This window comes from Shewanella chilikensis (assembly GCF_037953065.1).
GTDB lineage: Bacteria > Pseudomonadota > Gammaproteobacteria > Enterobacterales > Shewanellaceae > Shewanella > Shewanella chilikensis.
In genome coordinates, this window is sequence record NZ_CP149966.1 from 3,895,464 (window position 1) to 3,920,010 (window position 24,547).

Sequence of the window (24,547 nt, forward strand, 5' to 3'; positions counted from 1 at the left end):
GGAACCAAGGATGAAAAAACTGTCCTGGCGGGTATTTTTCCTGCTGCTGAGCGCCGCCTATCTGATCCCAGAGGCCATCTTCAACGCCCAACTGGTTTCTTTGGTGGGCTTGGGCACACCCAAGCCCGAGCAACTCGAACACCTGGAGATTTACGGCCGCACCATTTCCGGGATAGGTGTGACCCTGCTGCTGGCCGATCTCTTGCCGGCGCGGCTGTTCAAAACCGGCCTGAGAGGCAGCCTGACCCTGTTGCTGCTCACCTTGTGCGTCTGGCCCAGCGTGTTTTTCGGCCAGAAATACCTGATAGAGCAATGGTTGATTGAACCCTCTACCCCGGAGCAGCGTCAATACGCGGCCTACAGCGCGGCGCTGCGTGATGCCCTGGCGGTTAACGCGGTCGAAGTCGAAGGTCTCAACTACGACCCCAAAGAGCTGCACAGCTCTGAAAACCTGACCTTTCTGGCCCTGTTCGGCGGCCTGGCCTATGCCGACCACAACCTCACCGACAACCTGGATGATTACAAGCAGAAGATCATTCACAACTTCGTGCAAAAGCGGGCCTATCGCGACTTTGACCAGCACTATCACGACTTTGGTCAACTCTATGATGAGCTGTCGGCCAGCTATCGCAGTTATGCCGAAGGCTCCAACCGATACAACCAGACCCTGGCGGGGATCCCGGAGCGGGAGATGGGTTACTGGCAAAACATAGAGCAGGAGGTCAATCAGGGATGGGGCAAGTATCAACAGGCGCAAAAGGCCCATGTGGCCAAGGCCGGTGCCAGGGCCCAGGAATACGGCCCCAAGATCTTCTCCTACCATGAAGACACCAACCGCTGCCAGGAACGCTACAAAAAGTCGTCCCAGAAAGAACGTCGCTATCAATGTATAGAGCGGGAAAACGCCCGCTACAAGACAATGATCTCCAAGGCGGGGCTCGGCTACATAGATCCCAACTACTGGTTGATAGTCGAAGATATCAGCACAGGCGAAAACCTGCTGTCCAGCGCCCTGTTCGGGGTGATGACAGCCGGTGTCGGCACCGCCATGCAGGCGCTGAGCCTGGCTACAGGTGGCGATGGCGGTCTTAAGGACAAACGCTATAAGTACACAGACGATCCGGATCATTACCAGCGCCTGTTCTTGGCCCATCCCAAGTTCCAGGCGATGTTTGAAAAGGAAACCGGCTATCCGTTCAACATAGGGTCACTGGCCGACTTCAGGGTGCATCCTGTGACTCAGGTGAAACTGCGCCGGGCCCTCAAGGCCAAGGGGCTGAAACTGCCGAACAGCTGGCATATCAACAATCGTCCGCTGTTTAGCCAAAGCGTGGCCAAAACGGTTAAGGCCGAAGCCGATGCCCGCTGGCAAAGCGAGATGCGTAAACGCGGTTTGGACTTGCCTATCAACTTAAGTTGGAACGCCTTTCAGTTGCATCCGCAGATCCAAAGCAAGATAGCCGCACGCATGGGCGATCTCTATGTGCCTAACGTCCGCGCCGACTGGAACCAGGCCAACTTCAAACGCCATGTGCTGGATCCCAACATCCAGAAGCGTACCCAGAGTTACCTGCAGATGTTGGCCGAGTCGGAACGTGAATTTGCCGATGGCGGCCGCTATGCCGAGCAAGGCAAGCAGGCACTGCGATCTGTGATTATTCCGCCCATCTCCATGTCACTCAGCCTGTTTTTGATCTGTATGACCTTTATCAAACTGCCGCTGAAGACGCTGCAGCTGTTCCGCCCCGGCGCGAGTCAAGCAAGTGGCAGCGAAGACAGTACCGGCATAAATGAGAATGCCACTGAAAGTGCCAAGTCCGGCAAACGCCGCTGGCTGGCATTGACCGCCAAGCTGTTGCCGCCCCTGTTACTGCTGACCTTGCCGGTGCTTTTGGTGCAAAACCGCTACACCCAGGATGATACCAGCCCGGTGAACTACTTCCTCACCAAAGTGGAACAGTCCGGCAATATCGGCTTTGCCTACGCCCTGCGCTGGACACTGCACGCCCAGCCGCTGCTGCATCCTTTGGGGCTGAGCTTTGAGCAACACACGGGTATCTATCAGGCCTTCTCGCCACTGGCGCATTCACTGGCCAAGATAGACTTGCTGCACAAGAGCACTCCAGCGCCACTCAAGGCCAGCGAGCTGGCACCGACCGAGACACGTCTCAAGGTCGAAACCAATGTGAACAACGCAAATATCAGGATCATGAACATCGGCCCCAAATATCACCCTGGGATCCGGCTTAAACCGGGCAACTACGATGTGCAGGTAAGCGCCCCCGGTTATCAAACCTACCGCAAATGGCACAGCCTGAATGGCGGCGAACAAACACTGACAATCCGTCTTTTACCCAATTGACAAGGAAACTGAATGCACCATTGCAATCAACCCATATATGCCAAGGAAAACTTCTGCGGTCACTGCGGAGAGTCCCTGCCTGAGCAGCCCAAACTGAAGAACATTGAGGATGTCGCCCCTGAGATCCTAAAAGATCTTAAACCCCACTATTCCGGCGCCAGGACGTTCACCGGCCGGGTCAACTCCAGTTTCCTCTACAAGCGGCGCCGGGTAGACAGTGGCAATAACCTCACCTACAGCTACTGGTGGCTTGAGCTGGAAGACAAGGACGGCAACATAGAGCGGGTCAGTGTCAATGCCGAGAACAAGTTCTACGACCAGCTTCGCCGCGGCGATGTGCTGACCTTGTTTTATCCGACAGACTACACCCTGAATTACCGCATCGAAGGTAAAGACGCCAAACGCCTGGTCAGCCATAACCATATGGCTCCGGCCGCTATCAGTCATGAAGCCGACGGTCAACGCTCCACCATAGTGCCCGACTATGAGCCGGGTAGCCAATCCAGCGCCTTCTGGTGGCTGCTGCTGGGGATTGCCAGCGCCTTGTTGCTGTACTTTGGTGCCAAGCAACCCACAGAAATCGCTATCGGGGTGGCCGTGGTCCTGTCTGTGGTGTGTTTCATTCTGGAGCGTCAGCGCAACCAGAAGAAACACACCAGGGAACTGCGCCGCTACGAGGCCCTGCAACTGGCGATGAAACGCCTGTTGTCTGTCACCCAAGAAGCGCTGGGCTACCATATCGCCCAGCGGCCGAGAAAAGACTCGGATATTTTCTGCTTCAAATGCCAGAGTCGCATCGACGGCGAGCACGGCTACTGTGTTCAATGCGGCAGCTCGCAGCAGCAAGCACCGGCAACGGCCGCCAACAGCCTCAGTGTCCGCGATGAGGAAGAGGCCATGATGCAGCAATACAGCCTGAGTTACCGTGAGCCCTATCTGCACAAACATGTCTTGGCCAGCGATGAAAAGGGTGAAGTCAGCGTTTCCTGCATCATGGGCAAAGTGCTCGACAGAAGTGCCAGCGCCAGTGTCGATGACTTCACGGTCACCACCACAAAAACCACCACCACAGACCATTATGTGGGTAACAGATTCTCCCACAGCACCACAGACACTGAAACCAGCAGCCATCGCAGCCGCAGCTCCAACGTTGATGGCGAAGTCTTGCTACAACTGGCCGATGGCGAAGTGCGGGAGATGCGCTTCGGCGAAGATCTGCTGGGGGATCTGGATGTGGGCGACTGGATGGTTTACGCCAGCTCAAGAGCCAAAATGGGCGTTGATGACTATAACCGTGAGTACGCCTACAACCTGACCAAGAACAAACGCTATAACAACACATCTTTCCAGCAATACGGCAAGCTCAACGGCGCAGGCACTTGGATCTTGTTGGCGATTGCCGCCTTGGTCTTCAACTTCTGGGGTCCGGATTATATCTGGTATCCGCTGTTCGATATGCTCTACTTCCCGCTGCTGGATCCCATCTACAGCACCTCATTTTTCAGACACAACCTGACCCTGGTGGTGTTTATCATGGTCAGTGCAGTACTGCTGGTTTGGACCCTACTGTATGGTCGGCGTAACCAAGAGCGTAAGCGTAAACTGCTGTCACGCCTGACCGACCATATCGACGGTTTTACCCGCGCCATCCCAGAGTTGAAGGAAAAGCTTAAACGTATGGGCTAACGCCGGTTTATACTCCCCCAAGCCACCTCACGAGGTGGCTTTTTTGCCCCAGAGAAAAATATAGAGAATTGAGAATGCAAGTAGCCTATATAAACGAAGACATGAATGAAGGGGATTCACTATTTAGTGCGGTCGATATTCGCTCGTCACTTTATGATGACAATGACTTTATCCCAACAAGTTGTCTGAATGAGATTGTATGGCAGGACACTGACATCCTCGATATTGAAGCGTTGGATTTAATCAGAGGGGGCGCTTTTAATGTTACCAAGGAGATAGCCGAATTAATCATGAGCTTTGACCCTTACGGGGTCGAAGTCTATCCCTCCAAGTTAACCTGCGCCGGCACAGGTGTTTTAACCGATCGTTATATACTGGCAGTAGACAACTTGGTGGATGCCGTTGATACCGAAAACAGCATCAAAATAACCAAAGCTACCAGCCGGTTTTTCTTATCGGCTGAAAAAATCAACAAACTTCCCGAAAGTAAAAGACATGTATTCAAACCGATAGGAATGACGAAAACATTCTTCTCTATTGAACTACTTGAAGCCCTCATACGCCTGGACGAGGAAGGAAAGATAAACACCAGCATTGTGGCTTTCTCATTTGATACATCCGAAGAAGCACCTAGAATATAAGCCTTTAAAACGGATGCGCCTGGCTATGAGTCCCACTAAGAATGCCGCTATGAATATAACCATGAATGATTACGCGCTGCTGTCCAGACAATCTCTGGCTGAATTTGCATTCCAGCCAACCCCGAAATCCACAGTCACTCTTGAACCAGACCTGCTTCTGGAAATAACATTCTCCCCCAAGCTTTTTATTGTCAACGATATAGCAGAGAGAATCGCGGAACGGGTCCAACATGGTGTCGAGTGGCTGGACGCAAGGGTAGATTGCTCACCAAGCCAACCATCAAAAGATCAAATAAAAGTATTTGAAAACTTCCGTATGCCGTACATACACCAGACTTATCGGCTAACTAATGAAGAGAAGCAATATGGCAAGTTAAACTGGTCGCGAATTCAACTCCGAAGTGCACCACTCGCTAAATTAGGCTGCCTTGCGTAATTCATTGAATACCGCAATAGGTTGCCTGAAGCCGAGGCACTTTCTCGGTCTGGCATTTAATGCCCGTTCAATCTCACTAATTTGCTTATCTGTTACCGTCCGCAAATCGGTGCCTTTCCGTATGTATTGCCGCAGCAAACCGTTGAAGTTTTCATTCAGTCCGCGTTCCCAAGACGAATAAGGGTTAGCGAAGTAAACATCCGTTTTAAGCTTTTCTGCGACCTGTTCGTGGTCACAGAACTCGCTGCCGTTGTCCGCAGTGATAGTTCGAACATAACCTCGATATTTCCACAGCATACCAACCATGGCCCGGGCCACATCGGCTGCGCTTTTCGCTGGCACTTTGCGTATCAGGTACAGCTTACTTTTTCGCTCAACCAGGCTGACAATCGCGCCCGTACCTTGCTTGCCCAGAACCGTGTCAGCTTCCCAGTCTCCGAACCGCTTTTTCTTGTTCACGATAGCGGGACGATGCTCTATGCCTACGCGATTCGGGATAATCACACGCTTCGCACGGTTACCTTTACGGTATCTTCGGTGACTCTGGCGGAGCTGTTTGTACAACTTGCCGCCGCATAATTTATCACGCTGGACATAGCCATAAATCCACTCGTGACTGACGTTATATCCGATGATTTTACCGACACCGGCTATTTGTTCCGGACTCCATTTCTCATTGAGACCGAACTCAACAAAGGTGATGGTCAGTCCAGATATTCTAGACTTCGCGGACTGACAACGGCGTTTTAGTGCCTTCGCCTGAGCGACTTCCGGCAAGTAATGGTTATCCCGAATTCGATTGCGATTTACTTCTCGGCTGATTGTGCTGTGACTGACTTTCAGACGTTTTCCTATCTCCCGATAACTGAAACCCTCGCGTAAATAGGCCTCAATCTGGTATCGTTGTCCCTCGATCAACTGCTTGTAATTCATGGTAACTACTCATGTTTGTTTGGCGACTACAGAGTATCACCAACAGGCAGTTGATCTCTCCTCACCGTTTAACCATGAGTGGTGCACTTATTATCTGAATTCGGGGTTGGATTTGGAAACCGCAAAGCTGGATTTTTCACGCCTGGAAGGTGTCCCACTTGAAGAGCGACTAATATTTAAGCTTGAAGAGGATTTCGGTTACCTGTTTATCCATAACAGCGTGGTAGCTTTGCTTAAAAAGCATGTAAAAACAGTTTGGGTAAGAGATGTATAAAAAACACGTTTATGCATTAACAACTGCCTATTGATGCCCCCTGGTATGACTTTTTTCGACCCGCGAATTTCTTTCGCGGTAATTTGCCTTGCTATAACCCAAAGTTGAATATCAAGTACAAAATAAACAAGAGTATTGCCCATATAGCCAGTTTGAAAGCCGCTCTGATTTCAGTGATTAGCGCTGCCAACTCTGAATGATACAGGGAATGACGTTCAGCTTTTCCAAACAAGATCCCCATATACAGATCATAGTCGCCTAGTTGTTGGCCTATTTGTCCCCAAAATGTCCTGTTTTTATCCTGATTGGTCTGAGTCAGTTTATGCAGTTTCAGACATGCTCTTACCCAAAGAGAGAGCACCACTGAACATAGGAATAAAAAAGTAGATTCAGCCACTTATACTTTCCTTGTAACGCTTGCGGTAAGGGTTGAAAACCTTATTTTACACCCGATTTCAACAACTCTGCCCATTAATTCGCACAGGCGCAGAGCGAAGCCGAGTTGACCACTTTCCTGACAGACAAACCGGCCTGCTTTAAGCGCCAGAGCCACTATAGTCCCTCGGCGTAACAGGTTGCCGAAGGGCTCAAGCTGCAGCGCAAACAGCTTATTGCGGCAATCATTAAGCCCACACGGCTAAACCATAAATAAAGCCTCAACAGCCAAATAACAGCGATGAGGCAGAGCTATCGCAGCCGCTCTCGACCTTAAGCTCATCGTCGTAAACATCACGACTGCCCAGATACTCACCGTGTTCGAACGTTTGGATATAGTAAGCTTTACCCTGGATGTAAGACACGGTTTCGCCATGCTCCTTACCGTCCTGATAACGGGCGACCTTGTTCAGTAACCCGTCTTCGGTGAAATAGTAAAAACTGCCCTGCGCCTGTCCTTTAGCGTCATATTGCTCCCGCCCCAGTTCATAACCCGCAGCAGAGTGCGCCAGCCAAGTGCCGACTTTTTTGCCGTAATGATACTCCCCTTGCCAGAGGGACACTTGGGTTTCATAGGGATCCTGGTACTGCCACAGGCCATGCCTTTTGTCCTGGCTATAATTTCCCTTGGCTTGCAGCTCGCCTTTTTCGCTGTAGGTTTGGTATTCCCCCTCAAGCTGCCCGTGCCGGTAATGCGCCAGCTGCAACAATTGGCCATCGTGTACCTGGATTTCTCTCACTTCACCGTGCAACCGCTCCTGGCTGTCACGCTGTTCTGTACGGCGGTTACGGGCATCTTGATAAGTCCAGAACCCCACCTTTTTGTAATGGGCATATTCGCCCTGCTCCAGCAGCTTGCCGCTGACCAGTTTCTTCTCATAAGCGCCATGGAGCTGACCTTTTTTGTAGTGACTGGTCTCTATATAGGGCTCATCATCCCAGAGCCCCTGATACATTTGCACGGCCAGCCCCTCGCGCTTGCCCTTGATTTTTTCCTCTCGTTCAATGACAACGCCGTTGGCATCAAACTTCTGATATAGTGTCCACACCCGAGTCATATCCTGCTGCATTCTTGAACTGAGCTTGCCGTCTTGGAAGTATTGCCTATCGAGGATCTGCTTATCTTTGACAAAACGGGCGCTGAACTCCATGGTCTTGCTGCCGTCATCGGCAAACTTTTGTTCAAAGACCAAGCGGCTTTTCTCGTCAAAGCGCTGTAACTGCTGCAGCTTCGAGCTACTGGTATAAAAGGTTTGCTGCTCGCCCACCTTTTCGCCCTGCTGATAATGTTCGATTCGTGTCAACTGTCCCTTGGCATCATACTGGCGGCTTTCCCCGTGCTCTCGATTCTGCTGGAAACTGGTTTCCCGACTAAGCTGGCCATTTTTATGCCAGCGTTTGGCCGGCCCCTGCCGCTGGCCATCCACATAGACATACTCGGCCTCTTGGACACCTGTATCCCAGTATTCATAGGCTTTCCCCTGCTGACCTTTAGGGCCAAAGGTGTCAATGGAGGACAGCTCACCATTGCGGTGATAACGTTTGCGCTCCCCTGTCAGTTTACCCGCCTGATACAGGCTGCGCTCACGCAGTTGCCCACCCGGGTAGTATTCCAGTTGCTCCCCTTCCGGCAGACCATTAACCAGCGAGTGCTGCGCCTGCAGACTGCCATCCTGGTAATAGTGGCTGTCTTTACCGACACGTTTGTCGCCCAACTGCTGATAGACTTCCTCTAACTGACCGTTACTGTAAAAGTTTTTCTGAGTGCCTCTTTGTTCACCATCAACAAAACCGGCCTCCATGGTCAAGACGCCGTCTTCATCATAGAAGCGGATCTGGCCTTCCATCTCGCTGTTATCGTTATAGTTGCCATCGGAAGACAGCTTGCCGTTATTGTGAAAGAACTGGTAGTTACCCAGGGCATTTTGGAAGATCCCCGGCTTGGCAAAGCTGCCCTTGAATCTGGGGGTATCCGAGCCGACATAATAGATGGTGGTCTGCCAACCATGCTGATCCTGGATTTGCGGATCTTTAACATAAAAACTGGCCTGGCGCTCACTGTCGACCACTTGCCAATCCTCATTCAGCCACACTGTCTCGGCGCTGGCCATCCAGCTCATCAGGCCACAAAGTAATATCAATACACGCATTTTCTTGTCCTTAAGGCAGTGGCGGGAAACTGTTGACCCAGCGGATATCCAGGGGCTCGCCCTGGTACTCGAGTTTACCGATACGTTCCACACTATCGGCAACCCTTAGGTATTTGTCTTCCATGACGGCTTCGCTCAGCGGGATATCCTCTGAGCTCAGGTAGCGCGCCTGCTTGTCCAGCAACGGCAGTTGCACGTCATCGGCACTGTAGAGATGGTAACTCTGTAGGAATTGCTGCACAGATTGCTGCAGATCCAGCTCGCCAAACACTTCAAGGGGCACCAACCAGGCACGTTCACCCGGGGTATAGTCGACAGAGTGCCATACCGGGCGACCATCACAGTGCAGATGACTGGGTATTTCCAGACCATAGAAATAACGGCGAATGCCATCCTCGGTACTCAGTTGGTACTCGACTTGAGTCGTCATGCGCTCGTTAGGCTTTGCTTTCCAGACCAAAGCCGATGGCCCTTGTTTAAAATCGCCTTCAATTTGCAGCTGGCAGATACCGGCCCAGTCCCGCGGCAAAGTCAGCTTGGCACCCTGCGGCGTATCGGCCTGAGTCGCAAAGGTGGCCGGATCAAAATCGACCGCCTCTTCGCCGGTATCATTGTAATAAAGGTAATGCTTGCCCATGGGAGGCAGGGTGTAATCGGCGGCAAAGGCCTCACGGTTCACCCAGCGCACCTCGCGGCTGAAACCGGCTTGTTGCTGATCCAAGATGGCATGAAAGGTTACCTCTGCTGCTGGCTTGGTCAATTTCACCCGAAAGAGTTGTTGGCCGCTAAACAGCAAACTGCGATCCATGCTGTTGAGCCACTCGGGGCCACCTTGCGGTGTCTGATAGCGAAACTCGCCTTCAAGCCCATCGAAAAACGGCACCAGATAACCATCGGCGCCGCTGAAATGCAGCAGATACTCGTCCTCTTGCTGCGCTACCGGGGTAATAATGAGTGTGCCACCGGCCAACGCCAACTGCTGCTCCTGCCCCGACTGCCATTGGCTGGAAACCGATACCAACTCGAGTGGCCTATAGTCTGCCACGGCACTGAAGGAGGATATTTTTTCAAACTGGTTTCGCTGCTCCCATCCCAGGGGCACAATCGCGGTACTGGTGACTAACGCACCACTCTCCTGATAGGGGCCCAACTGGCTGAGTATGCTCCACTCCATTGCAATGGGTTTATCTTCGGCATCCAGCGCCTGCAGATCTCGGTAGCGGATTTCCCCCAACACTTCTCTATCGCCTTCAGTCAGCAAGAGCTCCAGTTGCAGATGTTCAGACTCGCCACGAAATGTGCCCTTACCATAGCGGAATAAGCTTTCGGCACTGAGCTCAAGCCCATCGGCAGGCTTGGGGGGCGATGCCATGATGGGGTTCCAGTTGTCCATATCATCGAAGGCGATTTGTTGCCTCAGATCGCCCACCTGATCGAGCAGATCTTTGCGCGACATCACTATCTGTATATGGTTGTTGCCTTGTTGGCCCATGGCGTCAATCTTGCTCTCAAGCACCAACACCATTTTCTGCAACCAGCCACTCTCACGCGCCAGGCGCATATGACCATACAGACGACTATCGCCGCTTTCGGCGGTCAACTCTGCGTCCACTATCTCAGGGGTCACCTTAGTGACCAATAGTTCCGTTTGCTGACCATTAAACCCCTCGAGTATCAGCTTACTGCCCTCTTTGGCGGGGATCTTTTGCAACACACCGGGAGTCTCCATCCCCTGAGTCAAATGCTCGATTAACTCAGGGCCCGAGCGTGCCAACATCTTTTGCCAGCTCTCTTCATCCTTGCCCTTAAATGCCAGTAATTTGCCGGAGTCTTTATCCAGGGTGATTTCAAAGCCGCGGGAAAACATCTGTTGCAACTCGGGCTCATCGTTTGCAGCGGTAAAACTACTGAAACTATTGCCGCCACCGGACATAGTCATAAACTTGGGCACCAGTTCCAGCTTGAGTGTCGGCGAGGTCTCAATCACCTTATAGTGCATCAAAGAGTTGCTGTGCTGAGTAAATACCCGTCCGCCAATATCTATGTTGGCTTTTGTCTGTACCCAGTAATCGACTCGATCGCCTTTTTTAGGGTCAAATTCAACATGGGAATTGGGGGTACACGCGGATAAGAGCCATAACAGGCCGAAGAGGGAAAGATACTGCTTCATTTCATTCCTTGAAGAAGAACGCTTAAAAATTAGCGCCACATTATGCCAAATCAGAAGTCACAATTCTCCTGCTATTCGACCATATACGCGGTATCGAACTGAACCCCAAGACTACGACTAAAAACAAAAAACAAGCCCCATGACTCTTGGCAGGTTTTCTCTCAGCCCAAGCTTGAATAGAGTCTTTAAAAATAACCCAAAACAGCTTAATTTTGCGATGCCCCAGTGAAGGTGCCAGGCGTTTCTTCTGTTAAAATCAACTCAATCTGAATGCTTGAAACCAATGAGGAACTTATGAACCCTATTATTGCCCTGCTGAAAGAGCACAATATCAGCGATGAACAAATAAGCAGCCTGTTCCAGAGCCTGACCGAAAATCCCCTGATGGCCATGGGTACTCTGGGGCAGTTGGGATTACCGCCGGAAAAGTTGCAGGGGTTGATGATGCAAGTGATGCAGAACCCGGCACTGATCAAAGAAGCCGTGGAAGAACTGGGACTGGATTTCTCCAAGGTTGAAGCCGCCAAAGCCCAAATGAACAAGTCTGTTTAATCCTGTGCGCCCTCAAGGCCTGACTCATTTGGCTTTGAGGGCCGATTTCATGTTCTGTCATGCATCCAGTATTAGGCTGATAAATTGGCTGTGCCATCAGCTCAGTTCACAGCAACGCTTAGGAAGGTGCGAATAGGTCCTCGTGGCACTCTGGCTTACACAGCAATTGGCGCTCAAGGCATCTGACTGAAGGCATGCCGGGGCATGTTGAAGTCGAATAACGCAGAGAGCCGGTTGCTGTGAAAGCCCCGAAGGGCGTGGCTTACAGATCTGTCTGCTGTGTTGTGCTTCTTGCAAAGGACTAGGGCCATTTGCTGCGAACCACGCCTTGCATCCAGGCCTGTAAGCCGACGCAGAGCACACATGGGACTTGTTCGCACCTTCCATTTTTGATAGTTCTCTGAAGCAATACCCGTATCAAGCGCCCGACAATTTCTGCAATAACTTTGATGCCCGTCCGGATTGGCCGCGGTCACACGTGCCGGCGTATTACCAAAATCAGCGGGATAGGGATGAAATATATGTTCCTCACCATGAGTCGCAGAACAGTTGGGACACGACTTAAACTTTCGGCCGCTTCCCGGCTCCTGCTTACGTAACATTCCGCTATTCAAACGCCCACCACAAAAGTTACAGCTCATCAGCTCTCTCCATGTTATTAACTGATATTCAGCATGGCAAACAGCTCACGCTGAACAAACAATAACCAAAGGCCTGTTGAAAGCCAATCTCTTATCTCTCCGTGATATTTTCCTAGCACAAGATTGAGACAAATCGTGTGCGTTTAACAAACACGCTACAAAACGCTACATCATTTGCCGTGCCACCCACTGAGTCGGCGTGCTTAAGTAGGTGCTCGGTCAATATTCGACCAAGGAAGTATGGGTCGATGATCGAAAGCTGAATTTATCCCAATCATACAGGAGGTATTCCAGTGACAAGATCCCAGTGGTTCAAGCGTCTGTCGGCGCTATGTCTCGTCTCAGCCAGTTTGCTGCTGACACCGGCAGCCGTGGCCCAAAAACATCTCAAACAAAATCTCAGTCAATTGACCAATCAAGCGTCCAGCATAGTCTCGGGCCAAGTGGTGTCTGTGACCGATGGCTTTGATGAGCGCAAACGCCCCTATACCCAGATAACCATTCGGGTAGGTATGGATGCCAAGAACAAACATAAAGCCGGCAGCGAATATACTTTCCGCCAGTTTGGTTTGCTCAAGCCCCGCTCCATGGGTAATGGCAAAGTCTACCTTGGCGTATCCCCCGAAGGGTTCGCCCGCTGGTCGGTTGGCGAGCAGGTAGTGGCCTTTATGAATCCGGATCTGGGTGCTGGCCTGACTTCTACCGTAGGGCTGGAACAAGGCAAATTCATTGTGCAAAACGGCAAAGTCAGCAATCAACTGGGCAACATAGGCCTGTTTGATGGCATGAACACCCAGTCGCTCAGCCCTGAAGAGCAGAGCCTTATCACCACGGCAGGTGCTGTGGATGCCGCCGCATTTATGTCTCTGGTTGGCAAACTGGTACAGGAGGCCAAATAATGAAGCTTTCAAGAATTGCCACGGCCTTACTGTTGGGCTCAGTCTCCTCTGCCGCGCTGGCCGGTGGCCCGCTGTATATTCACGAACCCACAATGCAGCCCTATAAGTGGGATACTTCCAAGGGGGCGATTCCCGTCTATACCGACGGTGGCCCTGTGATTAAAAACAAGGATGGGGTTGACGTACAAACCTTCACCATTCTGGAAAAGGGGCAGGTGTTCAATCTCGACATCACACTACCGGACGGCACTGTAATCCCGGCGGGTACTGTGCTGGACCGGGATTACACCTTCCTCAGCATAGCTCAAGCCAATGCCATTACCGCCAAGGCCGTGGGCGAATGGTCTGCGGTGGAAACCTCCACCTTTGAGATGTCGGTGCAGGGCACCATTGAACAGCAAACCGGCATCCAGGACGTCAATCAAACCAATGTCGATCAGATCTATTCCGCCGTAAACGGCTATGGTTTCTGGGTCAACTATGACACCGATGGCCAGATACTGGAACAGTATTTCGGCGTACCACGCAGCCAGGTGCTGGGGATAGCCTTCCCCGAGTGGGCCGATGAAGAAACCGGTGAAATCCTTGAGGCCACTGCCTTGATGAACGGCTGGTACGTGGGAATAGATGACACAGAAGGCGAAATGATTGCCGGGGTATTTACCCATGAATTCGGCCACGCCCTCAATATGTCGCACTCCCAGGCCAATGGCCATCTCAGCTATATGTCGGCCTCTTACAGCCCGCAATATGACGGGGTACCGGGTTGCGCCATCACCAATCAATACACCAGCGCCAGCCAGATAGCGCCGGACACTATTGAAACCATGTTCCCCTTCATCAATGTGTTGGGAATTCAGGGCGCCGAGCAATCAACGGTCAATGTGCGCGACGACATAGTCAACCTGTCAGATCTCTACCCTACAGCGGAATATCGTTCTGGCTACGGCTCGATTTCCGGTACCCTGTACACCAAGGAAGGAGTGGATTATTCGGGCATGAACATGGTGGCCCGCAACCTGGATAACCCACTGTACGATGTGGTCACTCAACAGTCCGGCAACCTGACTCAAGGGCTTATAGGCCCGGATGGCAAGTTCACCATCAATGGTCTGACACCCGGCGGCCGCTATGTGCTCTACATGGAGACCATCAAGGCCGGTGGTTATCCTACCCAACAAACCGCCCTCTTGTCAGAGGCCGAATACTGGAACAGCAATGAAAGTAGCAATCCGGCCAGCGATAGCGCCTGTGATTTCACTCCTATCATTGCCGAAGCCGGGGTGACCAAACAGGCCGATATCTATTTCAACGGCTACACAGATGGCATCCAATATACCCCGCTGGTAAGCGCCTTTGTGCTGGATCATGCCAAGAACGGCAAACGTGCCATGGGGATAACCGGCACTACGCCTTTCCTCTATGACAGCTCCAAGAAGGCCCTGTTCAAGCTGCACCCAGCCGGTAATGCCGTGGTTGCCGGACACGCCACCATGAACAAAAACGCTACCAAGGCCGGTGTCATGGCGGACTTCAGTGGCAACGGCATCAGCAATGCCGCCATCTGGGATCTGCGCAGCGACAAACTAACCTCGCTTGGGGATCTCAACGGTAACAGCTGCGGTGGCTCGGGGCAGTCAGGCACCAACTCCAGCTATGTCTGGGATATGGACGATAGCGGCGACACAGTTGTTGGCACAGCCTATCTGGATACTGACGGTAACGGTGCCTGCCAGAGTGCATTCAAGGACGAGATAGTGCCCTTTATCTGGACCAAGAAGGCCGGTATGCAGCAACTGCCTTACCAATTTGCCGAAAAGGTTCAATGGCTGCGTGCCGACAGGATAGCCGGCAACGGCAGTACCATTACCGGCACTTATGATGGCACCAGTCAGGTTGCCTGGGTCGATGGCCGCTTCCACGACACCTCGGCTGAGTTTGGCGCCCAGGACTCCTCGGTGATCTCCAACGACGGCAGCACGGTTGGCTTTGGCACTCGCACCGGAGTCACCCTGTGGCATACGGACTCGGGCCAACAGGAGAACATAGGTAGCCTGCGCTGGTGTGAGCAGGTACCTTTCAATCACTTCTTCCTGGGTAATCTGTGTGCCGAAGGTTGGGATCACGACAGCATCAGCGCCGAGTTTGGCGTACCGCGTATGCTGCTACTTGATGCCAGCGACGATCTGTCGATGATTACCGCTCGCTCCGGTAGCCTGTTTACCGGTTTCAGTGGTGGTATCTACCTGGAAGGTTTGGGCTGGATGAGCACCAGGGAGTTCTTCGCCAAGCAGGGCGTTACCGAAGCCAAGGCACTGACCATAGATAACCCATTTGCCATCAGTGCCAACGGCTCTGAAATGATGGGGGGTATTGCAGGCGCTGTCTTGTCTATCGATGTCGATCTGAACAAAGCCTTTGTCTGCCGGGATGGCCAGGATGTTCAGCTCAGCTTCCCTAAACAGGTTGTTGCTGCCGTTAAAGGCGGAGCCGAGTTTGGTCGCTGTGCCCACCTGAACGATTGATGCAAAGTTGAAGTAAACAACTGCCAACGGGAGCCTCAAGGCTCCCGTTTTTTCTATAAAACAAAAAAACCGACTCAATGTCGGTTTCTGTTCTCTCTAGGAGAGATGGTACCAGAGGTCGGAGCGACGGGGCTGGCCTTCCAGCCGACACGCGCGTGGCGCAATGACTTGCTCAGACCTGACTCGGAGCTGACTCGGAGCTGAAAACAAAAAAACCGACTCAATGTCGGTTTCTGTTCTCTCTAGGAGAGATGGTACCAGAGGTCGGACTCGAACCGACACGCTTTTAAGGGCGGGGGATTTTGAATCCCCTGTGTCTACCAATTTCACCACTCTGGCACATATAGATTGTTTCGCGACGAAGTCTCATCGGCGAGTGAACGGCATTATACCTGTGCTCACTTCAATGGCAAGCGCTTTACGAGCCTGTTTGCCAAAATCCTGTTCGGTTGGACAAAATTCGCTCTGACTACTGGGCTCCGCGGGCAATTAGGAAACCTGTGTACTCCTTGTCGCTACCCTGAATATGGTTGATAAGCCAGGATTTGAGGAAGGCCATCAATTCATCGGCAACATCTTCACCATTGGCCACTCGCTTCTGGAAATCCAGTACCTTAGCCACCAATTGTTGGTGCTTGAGCTTGTGCTGTTCGGTTTGCGGGTAACCGAAACGGGCAAATAACTCCTCTTCATAGGCGAAATGATTGGCAGTGTAATCCACCAGCCCCTGTACTATGCGTTTAATAGCTTCCAGGCCGTAAGCTTCTTCCAGAGTGCGGTGCAGTTCATTGATCAGGGATACCAGACGTTGGTGCTGACGATTGATCTCTTCCATGCCGAGATCCAATTGCGGCCCCCACTCAACAAAACGATGACGTTTCTCCAGCTGTTCCATCGCCCGTTTGTCGACATGGAAGCGACCAAGCAGGGAACTGATCTCCTGCGACATATTGAATACTTTCAGACTGGATAGGTTGGTACTGTGGGTTTCTTTGGCATTCTCGACCGCCACTTGCGCCATGGAGGAGATATTGCTGCTGATCTCTTCAGCAACTGTCTGCTGTTGTTCCGAAGCCGCCGCTATTTGATGCGACATGTCCGTGATGCTTTCAATCTGCGCCACAATTTGCCCCAATGCCTGCTGCGCCTGATGAGCCATCGCATGGCTGGCGCTGGCCTGCTCGACACTGGTTCGCATCACTTTCACGCCTTCATCGGCCCCTTGTTGCAACTGCAGTATCTGCTGCTGGATATCGACCGTAGCTGTGGATGTTCGCTGTGCCAGACTACGAACTTCATCGGCAACCACGGCAAAACCTCGGCCATGCTCGCCGGCGCGGGCACTCTCTATAGCGGCGTTGAGCGCCAGCAGATTGGTTTGCTCAGCCACTTGGGAAATGGTGTCTATAATGGTGCTTATGTTGTTGCTGTCTTCGGCCAGGCGGGCAATCACTTGTTGAGTTCGCTCAACCTGAGCCGACATATCATCTATCTGCCTTACCACCTCTTTGACGGTTTGGTCACCGCTGCGGGCTGCCTGCATGGCTTCCTCCGCAGCATTGGCAGCACAAGCTGCGTTACGACTGACTTCCTGCACGGTAGCAACCATCTGGTTCATAGCGGTCGCGGCCAATTCCGCTTGTTTTTCCTGCTCCTCCACTCCGGTATGGGCGGCATCGCTGATAGATTTGATATCCATGGCCACGCTCTTCATCGTATCGGCAGTATTGACCAAAGACAGAATCGTGCGGCCAACATCCTCTCCCATACGGTTGATGCCGTGAACCACAGAATGGAACATGCCGGCATCCTGCTCCGACAACTGATAGCTGAGATCGCCTTCTCCCAGGTGACGGGCAGCGTTTTCCAAACGCTTAAGATTGGACAGCTGTCTGGCACCAAGCCAAGTCAGCACTATCAAGGCAACCAATAGAGAGCCAAAGGCGAGATAACTGCCGCCGTGTAACAGGCTCCACAGGGGGTAAAGCAACAAGAGCAACAGCAGATAAAACTGCCACCGGCTTAATATCAATTTCGAAAGACCTTGGGATGTTTGCATCGCACGCTCCTTGCATGAACAATCTCAGCCCAAGCCACCCTACTCCTTTAGTGTGATAATGAATATTATCCTTTGCTCCTATTCCCTTCAGTGAAATAACGCCCTTGCTTCCCCCTCCGCTAATTTAAGCAAAACATGATACAGCTCATGTTTTAACAAGGCGATTTACCCAATTAACAACTCTGACAACATTTGTTGATCGAGATCAGCTTCAGTTTTAGCAAATTTGATTAGTTTAGCTTTGACTTTACAAGAAAGAGGACTTCAGTGATGGCATTCTGGTTAGATCTAATGTTCGGAAACCCCATAGGTTTACTGTCGATGATAGTTATCTTCAGTACTATCGGGATCATCTCCTACATTATGTGGATGTTTATTGTAAAGTCAGCAAAGCCTTAGCTTTGACTTCCATGTTCTTTTAAATGCAATGACATTTTTGAGTATTGCTTGGGCAGCCCTGTGGCTGCCCTCTTTTTTAGTGCGATTAAGCCGCGTGTTTCCGCACCTGGGCAATAGCATTGATAAATTGCGGTCTTGCCTTGATAAGGTATTGCAACTCCTCCTGACTCGGTTCTCCCGGAGGAAGGCGCAACACTCTTCGATTTAAATGCTTACGGGCTGCCATCGCTATCTTGTACTCGGCGGTGGGGCCTTGAATAGCGTAATGGCGTTCATTTCCCAGGCTCTCGAGTATATGCGCCTTGAGCAGCGCCTGTACAGGAGCCTCATTTTGCGGCAGGGTCAAAACACTGGCTCCCTGCAGGAAGAACTCTCGTAACAGGGCCCGCTCGGCCGGATCCAACAACCTCACCTTAGCTTCAATCATTTCGTTGATTCGGCGCTCACTCAAACGACTTATCGCTTCATCCAACAAAAAGTTGACAGCCAGCGCGCCGATATAGGCCAAAGCCAGTAGCAATGTCAGGCCAATATAGTGGGCATTGGTATCTACCCAGGATTCCAAATGCAACAGAGCCAACAAGGACTTTGGCATAAACAGCAGCAATGTGGTGATCAGCAGCACCCACAATGTCAGTTGCAATGCAGCGGCCTTGAACTTGCCCTCTTTCAATACCTCAAATTTCAGTCTCTTCATGGCTCTATCCAGCGTCAGAAAATTGTTCCAATCACTAATCAAGCAAAACCAATGCCAAATTCATTCAAAGTACCGCGGCTTAATATAACGACAAAAAAACCGCGAAAGTCAGATGCGAAGCTATGCTTAAAGCTATCCAAAGCAAGCACTTAAAATAGTTGATATTAATGCCAGATTTTATACAACAGCTCATCAGTAGTCCCATAGGCCGCAGGCTGACTCTGGCTATTATCCTGTTCAGCTCTCTGATCACTCTGGTGACCACAGGTTTGCAGTTGGTTTCTGATTACAAGGGGGACATTGGCCGAATCAACGATGAGTTTGCCAATATTGAAAAGGCTAACCTGGATGTGCTGGCGGCAAGTATCTGGGTGATAGATGAGAGACTTATCAAGACTCAACTCAACGGTCTCAATCAACTGCCGGATACCAGCTATGTGGTCATAAAAGATGACAGCGGTAAAGAATGGACAGCCGGCGAGTACAGAGACCAAGGTGTAATAGAGAAGCGCTTTCCTCTGGTGCACAAGACCAGCAGCCAGAACTTCAATGTCGGTGAGCTAAGAGTTCAAGCCGATCTCTCCAAAATCTACGACAGATTGGTGAACAAGGCCTTACTGATACTAGTGGCCAATGGTATCAAGACCTTTCTGGTGGCCGGTTTCATTCTCTATCTGGTTTGGGCCACTATTACCCGGCACCTGTTGCAACTGAGTGAGTACTGCTCACAGCTCGATTTGGAGCAGGATTATCAACCACTGCAGTTTAAGCGCCGGGATAAACAGGATGAATTTACCCAGGTTGCCCTGGCCATCAATTTGATGCAGCAACAGCTGCGCGCCTCCTTCACCCAGTTGAACCGCTCCCGCTACGAACTACAAGAAGCCCTGAGCGACAGGGAAAGACTACTGGAACTGGAACGCAGCTATAAAGATGAGTTGGCAAGGCAGGTCAAAGAGCAAACCAAAGAACTTGAACAGTCGCTGTTGGTGTTGGAACGGGCTCAACAGGTGATGGTCGAACAGCAGAAAATGGCCGCGCTCGGCGGTCTGGTATCCGGCATAGCCCATGAGATAAACACCCCGATAGGTATCTGCCTCACCGCTGCCAGTAGTCAGCTGCAGCATATCAATGAATTGGTTGAGCTGTTGCAAAACGATGGCGCTACACTGGAAGAGCTCAATACCATCCTCAACGAATATCAACAAAGCTGTGAACTGATCATCAGTAATATTACCCGCGCCAGTAACCTGATCCAGAAGTTCAAGGCGATTGCTGCCGAGCAAGGCAATGAGGTGCACGAACAGATGCTGCTACCCCAGGTATTGCAGGAATTTGCCGATGCTGTAGCGCTATCTTTCAAGCAATTACAGGTAGATGTGGAGATTCAGGTCGAGGCCGATCTTTGGCTTACCAGCAGCCACAGCCTGCTGAAACAGATAGTGACCAACATACTTTCCAACGCCTATGCTCACGCATTTGAGGGTAATTCCGACCATAAGATCCGCATCAGCGCACAACCACAGGGTCAAGAACTACAGCTGGATATCGAAGACAATGGCAAGGGAATCGCACCCGAGATTGCCGGCCAGATCTTTGAGCCTTTCTTTACCACCAGTAGACGAACCGGCGCCACCGGGCTTGGATTGGCGGCGGCCTTCAATGCCGTCACACTACTGAAGGGCAATATCACACTTGCCAATGACTCAAACCTCGGCGGCGCTCACTTTAGGGTTCGCTTCCCGGCTGTGATAGAGTCCCGCCCCGTTGATGACGACAGGGTGGAACTCTTTATTTAGATTACTCGGCGTATCTCTGAGTCGTTAACCTGGCGATATTGATGATCACCTCTACCGCCTTTTCCATTGACTCAAGGCAGACATACTCATGTTTGCCATGAAAATTGTGGCCGCCGGCAAAAAGATTGGGACAAGGCAGTCCCTTCCAGGACAATTGTGCACCGTCAGTGCCACCGCGGATAGGTTTGATATCCGGTGTGATGTTTGCCATCTCCATCGCCTGACAGGCAATATCTGTCACATGAGGCACAGGCAATATACAGTCCTTCATATTGTAATAGCTGTCGCTGATACTGATCTCCAGACTACCGGCCTGCAGCTCAGCATTGCATTTAGCCACAGATTCTTGCAGCCAGGTTTTACGTTGCTCAAACTGAGCGCGGTCAAAATCCCTTATCAGGTATACCAACCTGGCTTCTTCTGTCTGGCCTTCCATGGATAACAGGTGGAAAAAGCCCTGAAAACCTTGGCTGGTCTCTGGCGCATCATTGAGTGGCATTCTGGCATGGAACCTGGCAGCCATGGTCAAGGCATTGACCATCACCCCATAGGCACTGCCGGGATGACAATTATTGCCCCTGGCGGTTATCACCGCAGTGGCGGCATTGAAGTTTTCATATTGAAGTTCGCCAACTGCGCCACCATCGACGGTATAGGCCCAGTCTGCGCCGAAACGCTCGAGATCCAAACCATCAGTACCTCGGCCTATCTCCTCATCGGGTGTAAAACAGAGATTGATCTCACCATGGGGGATTTCAGGGTGCTGCAATAGATAGTGTAGTGCCGTGACAATTTCGGCGATACCAGCCTTGTCGTCAGCCCCCAATAGCGTAGTACCATCGGCAGTGATCAGTGTTTTATTGAGATAGTTCAGCAACGAAGGAAACTGCTCAGGACTAAGCTCTTCCCCCTGCTCCAGTTCAATAACTTGTCCTTGATAGTCAGCTATCACCCGAGGTTTGACCCCGGCACCGGAGTAATCCGCCGCCGTATCCATATGAGCCAGAAAGCCAATTGCCGGTACCTTGGCAGTATTCGCCGGTAACTTGGCATAAAGGCAGCATGATTCACTGAGGAAGACATCATCAAATCCCAGCTCGAGCAGTTCTTGTTGCAACTGACTGGCGAAGGCCACCTGGCCTTGAGAACTGGGAACAGATAGGGAATTCGGATCAGCTTGTGTATCCTGTTTGACATACCGCAGGAAACGATTGAGCAGCGCTTGTCGCATAAGCTTAATATCTGTAGCGAAAAAGTGTCTGGATTCTAACAACCCAGACACTTGCCACATTAGACTCAGATCATGTTTTGTGCTGTTTATTCAGCCTTGGTATTGCCGCCGGGAGTACTGGCTTCCTGCGCCAAGCGCGCCAAAACCCGACTTGCGGCCACAAAGCCAAAGCTGCCGGTCACCATGGTCACAGCACCAAACCCTGAGGAGCAATCCATTCTCATACTACCTTGGGCGCCAGCCTTAGTGGAACAAACACTGCCATCGGTCTGAGGATACTTGAGGTGTTCACTGGAAAACACGGCATCAACGGCAAAACGCCGCTGTGGATTCTTGCTGAAACCATATTCTTTGCGCAGCAAGTTACGTACCTTAGCCAGCAATGGGTCCTGAAAAGTCTTGGCCAGATCCGTTTGCTGGATCTGGGTTGGGTCTGTCTGACCACCGGCACCACCGATAGTCACCAACTTAATCTTATTGCGTTTGCACCAAGCGATTAAGGCCGCCTTGGGCTTTACCGAATCTATGCAGTCCACCACAAAGTCTATGCCCTTGTCCTGCGACAGATACTGGCTCAGATTATCTGCAGCAATAAAGTCTTCTATTTCATCCACCCGGCACAATGGATTAATCGCCTTAATCCGCTGCGCCATCACAGCAACCTTGGACTCTCCTATGGTGTCTGCCAGCGCATGGATCTGACGGTTGGTATTGGTGACACACACATCGTCAAGATCCATCAGGCTGATATGCCCTATTCCACTACGAGCCAAAGCTTCGGCGACCCATGTGCCGACGCCACCTATACCTATCACCATCACATGAGCCTTGGAAAAGGCCGCCAGTGCAGCAACACCATATAAACGGGCGATGCCGCCAAAACGCTGTTGATAGGCTTCCGCCTCCAACAGCTCTGAGTCTGTATCTTGCATAACTTGATTCCCAATTTTCTTCGGCGGCATTTTAGCCGAATACCCGACTATCCCCAAGCCAAGGGTGTAACAGGCTCAAAGTCTCTCTGTCATAAGGCATATTAACCGGCACTTGAAGAGATTTGCGTCGACTCTGTCAGGAGCTGATTTGGCGGTTCAAATGAGAACCAGTGCACATAAATGTCATTTTTGTGCTGAAAAATTTCACTTTTATTAAAACTTCATCTATCACTAATTTACAATTTGTTTTATTAAAAATAACCAACAGATACAGTCCTTCATACTGCAAAATTATCTTTTTATAGCGAAAAGATGATCATGCTGATTTTGTGAACAATAGCTTCTGGGTGGTTTTTGAACCAAATGGACATTTTTGTCACAGATTGACGCTTTTCCTGGCGAAATGGGGCAAAAAGTTTGATCTAGGCCACAATCTTGAAGAAACAAAACTGTAAGAATCAGCGCAGCTTTGCGACGGACAGGATGTCCGCTGCAAATCCAGGAACACTCGTTTGTTAAATAACCATAAATACATGGATTAGAACTCAGGTTCTAGGGAGCACAACACATGAAGAAGACCCTTATCTCTGCGTCAGTAGCAACAGTTCTGGCCGCAGCCTCTTTCGGTGCGCTGGCTGATGGCCCAACTCTGTATGGCCGTTTGGATCTGTCTGTAACCAACACTGACACAGGTGCCACTCTGCAAAAAGGTACCAACGATCTAGAATATGGTAAAAGAGGTACCTACATAGAGAACAACTTCTCAAACCTGGGCGTAAAAGGTTCCGAGAAGCTGACTGATGGTGTAGACATCATCTATCAGATGGAGTTCCAGGTAGAAAACACTTCAGGTACCGGCGATACTTTCAAAGCCCGTAACACTTACCTGGGTGCCAAGACCAATTTCGGTACATTCCTGGTCGGTCGTAACGACACAGTATTCAAGCAAGCTGAAGGCGGCGTTGACGCATTCGGTAACACCAACGCGGATATCGACCGTTTGGTTGGTGGCCAAGTTCGTAGCGGTGACGGTGTTTGGTACTACTCTCCAAAGATCGCTGACCTGATCACTCTGAACGCCACCTATCTGATGGAAGACAACCAGGACGCACCTGTTGTTGGCGGAGTCGAACTTGAAAAAGACGACATGTATGCTCTGAGCGCCACCATAGGTGACAAGAAGCTGAAGGCTCAGAACTACTATGCAGCCATCGCCTACAACAAAGGCATCGGCAACATCGACGCTTACCGCGCCGTAGGTCAAGTTAAGCTGGGCGACTTCAAAATCGGTGGTCTGTTCCAGAACTCCGAAAGCATTGCTGACGGTGCTGACGACGACAACACTTACTTCGTCAACGTAGTTTACAACCTGAACGGTGTAAACCTGAAGCTGCAATACGGCTATGACGAAGCTGGTTTCGGTAATTACTTCAAGAATGTTCCAGTTGACAACATCAATACTGTCAACAAAATCAAGAATGACGTTGAAGTGACCAACATCACTGTCGGTGCCGACTACCGTGTAGCCAAATCAACTCTGGTATATGGTCACTATGCTCACTATGAAGGTGAGTTCAAAGACTCTAGCGGTGCTAAGTTTGACCTGGAAGACGACAACGTATTCACCGTGGGTGTACGTTACGACTTCTAATCTCTGTTGAGATAGTGGTTATAGACACTAAAGGCGACCTCAGGGTCGCCTTTTTGTTTACCTAGCTTAAAACCA

At 51.1% G+C, this 24,547-nt stretch carries 19 protein-coding genes and 1 tRNA gene; 11 read left to right on the forward strand and 9 right to left on the reverse strand.

All coding sequences use genetic code 11. The annotated features are described in order from the left end of the window. The first annotated feature begins 10 nt into the window (after positions 1-10). The 4 genes from WKR14_RS17630 to WKR14_RS17645 all read left to right on the forward strand — a co-directional run bounded on the left by WKR14_RS17630 (position 11) and on the right by WKR14_RS17645 (position 5,125). Positions 11-2,362, forward strand: coding sequence for a PEGA domain-containing protein (locus WKR14_RS17630; RefSeq protein WP_335917536.1), 2,352 nt, complete (start codon positions 11-13; stop codon positions 2,360-2,362). Between the two features lie 12 nt (positions 2,363-2,374). Further along, positions 2,375-4,048 carry a hypothetical protein gene (locus WKR14_RS17635; RefSeq protein ID WP_101096188.1) on the forward strand — a complete coding sequence of 558 codons (1,674 nt, stop codon included), beginning with the start codon at positions 2,375-2,377 and terminating at the stop codon, positions 4,046-4,048. A gap of 74 nt (positions 4,049-4,122) precedes the next feature. Further along, positions 4,123-4,689 (forward strand): imm11 family protein, encoded by a 567-nt coding sequence (locus tag WKR14_RS17640; protein WP_101096189.1) that lies wholly within the window; start codon positions 4,123-4,125, stop codon positions 4,687-4,689. A 49-nt stretch (positions 4,690-4,738) separates the two neighbouring features. After that, the gene (locus WKR14_RS17645; RefSeq protein ID WP_339087061.1) at positions 4,739-5,125 is read left to right on the forward strand and encodes a hypothetical protein; all 387 of its coding nucleotides are present in this window, start codon (positions 4,739-4,741) and stop codon (positions 5,123-5,125) included. On the opposite strand, the gene WKR14_RS17650 is transcribed toward WKR14_RS17645, so the two are convergent. After that, positions 5,108-6,058, reverse strand: coding sequence for an IS30 family transposase (locus WKR14_RS17650; RefSeq protein WP_115389073.1), 951 nt, complete (start codon positions 6,056-6,058; stop codon positions 5,108-5,110). The genes WKR14_RS17645 and WKR14_RS17650 overlap by 18 nt on opposite strands. Before the next feature lie 112 nt (positions 6,059-6,170). Between WKR14_RS17650 and WKR14_RS17655 the strand changes: the two genes are divergently transcribed. Beyond that, positions 6,171-6,332 carry a hypothetical protein gene (locus WKR14_RS17655; RefSeq protein WP_339087062.1) on the forward strand — a complete coding sequence of 54 codons (162 nt, stop codon included), beginning with the start codon at positions 6,171-6,173 and terminating at the stop codon, positions 6,330-6,332. Between the two features lie 91 nt (positions 6,333-6,423). On the opposite strand, the gene WKR14_RS17660 is transcribed toward WKR14_RS17655, so the two are convergent. The 3 genes from WKR14_RS17660 to WKR14_RS17670 all read right to left on the reverse strand — a co-directional run bounded on the left by WKR14_RS17660 (position 6,424) and on the right by WKR14_RS17670 (position 11,087). Beyond that, positions 6,424-6,729, reverse strand: a complete 306-nt coding sequence (locus tag WKR14_RS17660; protein WP_165565653.1) for a hypothetical protein — start codon at positions 6,727-6,729, stop codon at positions 6,424-6,426. Between the two features lie 259 nt (positions 6,730-6,988). Beyond that, on the reverse strand, positions 6,989-8,917 hold the full coding sequence (locus tag WKR14_RS17665) for a hypothetical protein (RefSeq protein WP_339087063.1): 1,929 nt from the start codon (positions 8,915-8,917) through the stop codon (positions 6,989-6,991). A gap of 10 nt (positions 8,918-8,927) precedes the next feature. Next, a complete protein-coding gene (locus WKR14_RS17670; RefSeq protein WP_224868113.1) occupies positions 8,928-11,087 on the reverse strand; it encodes a hypothetical protein in 2,160 nt (719 codons plus the stop codon). Positions 11,088-11,381: 294 nt separating this feature from the next. Between WKR14_RS17670 and WKR14_RS17675 the strand changes: the two genes are divergently transcribed. From WKR14_RS17675 to WKR14_RS17685, 3 genes are all read left to right on the forward strand, one after another. Further along, entirely contained in the window at positions 11,382-11,639 is a 258-nt protein-coding gene (locus WKR14_RS17675) for a DUF2999 family protein (protein ID WP_101056625.1), read from the forward strand. A gap of 934 nt (positions 11,640-12,573) precedes the next feature. Next, the gene (locus WKR14_RS17680) at positions 12,574-13,179 is read left to right on the forward strand and encodes a hypothetical protein (protein WP_101056607.1); all 606 of its coding nucleotides are present in this window, start codon (positions 12,574-12,576) and stop codon (positions 13,177-13,179) included. Further along, complete coding sequence (locus tag WKR14_RS17685) at positions 13,179-15,704, forward strand: hypothetical protein (RefSeq protein ID WP_339087064.1); 2,526 nt, start codon at positions 13,179-13,181, stop codon at positions 15,702-15,704. The genes WKR14_RS17680 and WKR14_RS17685 overlap by 1 nt, the downstream gene beginning before the upstream one ends. Before the next feature lie 252 nt (positions 15,705-15,956). Here the strand turns inward: WKR14_RS17685 and WKR14_RS17690 are convergent. Both WKR14_RS17690 and WKR14_RS17695 read right to left on the reverse strand, forming a co-directional pair. Next, a tRNA-Leu gene (locus WKR14_RS17690) sits at positions 15,957-16,043 on the reverse strand. A gap of 130 nt (positions 16,044-16,173) precedes the next feature. Next, a complete protein-coding gene (locus WKR14_RS17695) occupies positions 16,174-17,763 on the reverse strand; it encodes a bacteriohemerythrin (protein WP_101056609.1) in 1,590 nt (529 codons plus the stop codon). A gap of 270 nt (positions 17,764-18,033) precedes the next feature. Between WKR14_RS17695 and WKR14_RS17700 the strand changes: the two genes are divergently transcribed. Next, positions 18,034-18,162: a DUF3149 domain-containing protein gene (locus tag WKR14_RS17700; RefSeq protein WP_071237139.1), complete on the forward strand. Its 129-nt coding sequence runs from the start codon at positions 18,034-18,036 to the stop codon at positions 18,160-18,162. Positions 18,163-18,247: 85 nt separating this feature from the next. Here WKR14_RS17700 and WKR14_RS17705 read toward each other — a convergent pair whose 3' ends face one another. Continuing rightward, the gene (locus WKR14_RS17705) at positions 18,248-18,859 is read right to left on the reverse strand and encodes a superinfection exclusion B family protein (RefSeq protein ID WP_165565658.1); all 612 of its coding nucleotides are present in this window, start codon (positions 18,857-18,859) and stop codon (positions 18,248-18,250) included. A 167-nt stretch (positions 18,860-19,026) separates the two neighbouring features. On the opposite strand from WKR14_RS17705, the gene WKR14_RS17710 reads away from it, so the two are divergent. Beyond that, positions 19,027-20,658 (forward strand): sensor histidine kinase, encoded by a 1,632-nt coding sequence (locus WKR14_RS17710; protein WP_339087065.1) that lies wholly within the window; start codon positions 19,027-19,029, stop codon positions 20,656-20,658. A 1-nt stretch (position 20,659) separates the two neighbouring features. Here the strand turns inward: WKR14_RS17710 and pepT are convergent, their stop codons facing one another. Further along, the gene (gene pepT, locus WKR14_RS17715) at positions 20,660-21,889 is read right to left on the reverse strand and encodes a peptidase T (RefSeq protein ID WP_339087066.1); all 1,230 of its coding nucleotides are present in this window, start codon (positions 21,887-21,889) and stop codon (positions 20,660-20,662) included. An 86-nt stretch (positions 21,890-21,975) separates the two neighbouring features. Further along, the gene (gene tcdA / locus WKR14_RS17720) at positions 21,976-22,821 is read right to left on the reverse strand and encodes a tRNA cyclic N6-threonylcarbamoyladenosine(37) synthase TcdA (protein WP_101056611.1); all 846 of its coding nucleotides are present in this window, start codon (positions 22,819-22,821) and stop codon (positions 21,976-21,978) included. A gap of 568 nt (positions 22,822-23,389) precedes the next feature. Between tcdA and WKR14_RS17725 the strand changes: the two genes are divergently transcribed. After that, on the forward strand, positions 23,390-24,472 hold the full coding sequence (locus WKR14_RS17725; RefSeq protein WP_339087067.1) for a porin: 1,083 nt from the start codon (positions 23,390-23,392) through the stop codon (positions 24,470-24,472). The last annotated feature ends 75 nt before the right edge of the window (positions 24,473-24,547 follow it).

Bases quoted from the DNA above. Each gene is read 5' to 3' on its own strand.
- WKR14_RS17630 (WP_335917536.1), top strand. From the start codon at position 11: ATGAAAAAACTGTCCTGGCGGGTATTTTTCCTGCTGCTGAGCGCCGCC.
- WKR14_RS17635 (WP_101096188.1), top strand. From the start codon at position 2,375: ATGCACCATTGCAATCAACCCATATATGCCAAGGAAAACTTCTGCGGT.
- WKR14_RS17640 (WP_101096189.1), top strand. From the start codon at position 4,123: ATGCAAGTAGCCTATATAAACGAAGACATGAATGAAGGGGATTCACTA.
- WKR14_RS17645 (WP_339087061.1), top strand. From the start codon at position 4,739: ATGAATATAACCATGAATGATTACGCGCTGCTGTCCAGACAATCTCTG.
- WKR14_RS17650 (WP_115389073.1), bottom strand. From the start codon at position 6,058: ATGAATTACAAGCAGTTGATCGAGGGACAACGATACCAGATTGAGGCC.
- WKR14_RS17665 (WP_339087063.1), bottom strand. From the start codon at position 8,917: ATGCGTGTATTGATATTACTTTGTGGCCTGATGAGCTGGATGGCCAGC.
- WKR14_RS17670 (WP_224868113.1), bottom strand. From the start codon at position 11,087: ATGAAGCAGTATCTTTCCCTCTTCGGCCTGTTATGGCTCTTATCCGCG.
- WKR14_RS17675 (WP_101056625.1), top strand. From the start codon at position 11,382: ATGAACCCTATTATTGCCCTGCTGAAAGAGCACAATATCAGCGATGAA.
- WKR14_RS17685 (WP_339087064.1), top strand. From the start codon at position 13,179: ATGAAGCTTTCAAGAATTGCCACGGCCTTACTGTTGGGCTCAGTCTCC.
- WKR14_RS17695 (WP_101056609.1), bottom strand. From the start codon at position 17,763: ATGCAAACATCCCAAGGTCTTTCGAAATTGATATTAAGCCGGTGGCAG.
- WKR14_RS17700 (WP_071237139.1), top strand. From the start codon at position 18,034: ATGGCATTCTGGTTAGATCTAATGTTCGGAAACCCCATAGGTTTACTG.
- WKR14_RS17705 (WP_165565658.1), bottom strand. From the start codon at position 18,859: ATGAAGAGACTGAAATTTGAGGTATTGAAAGAGGGCAAGTTCAAGGCC.
- WKR14_RS17710 (WP_339087065.1), top strand. From the start codon at position 19,027: ATGCCAGATTTTATACAACAGCTCATCAGTAGTCCCATAGGCCGCAGG.
- pepT (WP_339087066.1), bottom strand. From the start codon at position 21,889: ATGCGACAAGCGCTGCTCAATCGTTTCCTGCGGTATGTCAAACAGGAT.
- tcdA (WP_101056611.1), bottom strand. From the start codon at position 22,821: ATGCAAGATACAGACTCAGAGCTGTTGGAGGCGGAAGCCTATCAACAG.
- WKR14_RS17725 (WP_339087067.1), top strand. From the start codon at position 23,390: ATGAAGAAGACCCTTATCTCTGCGTCAGTAGCAACAGTTCTGGCCGCA.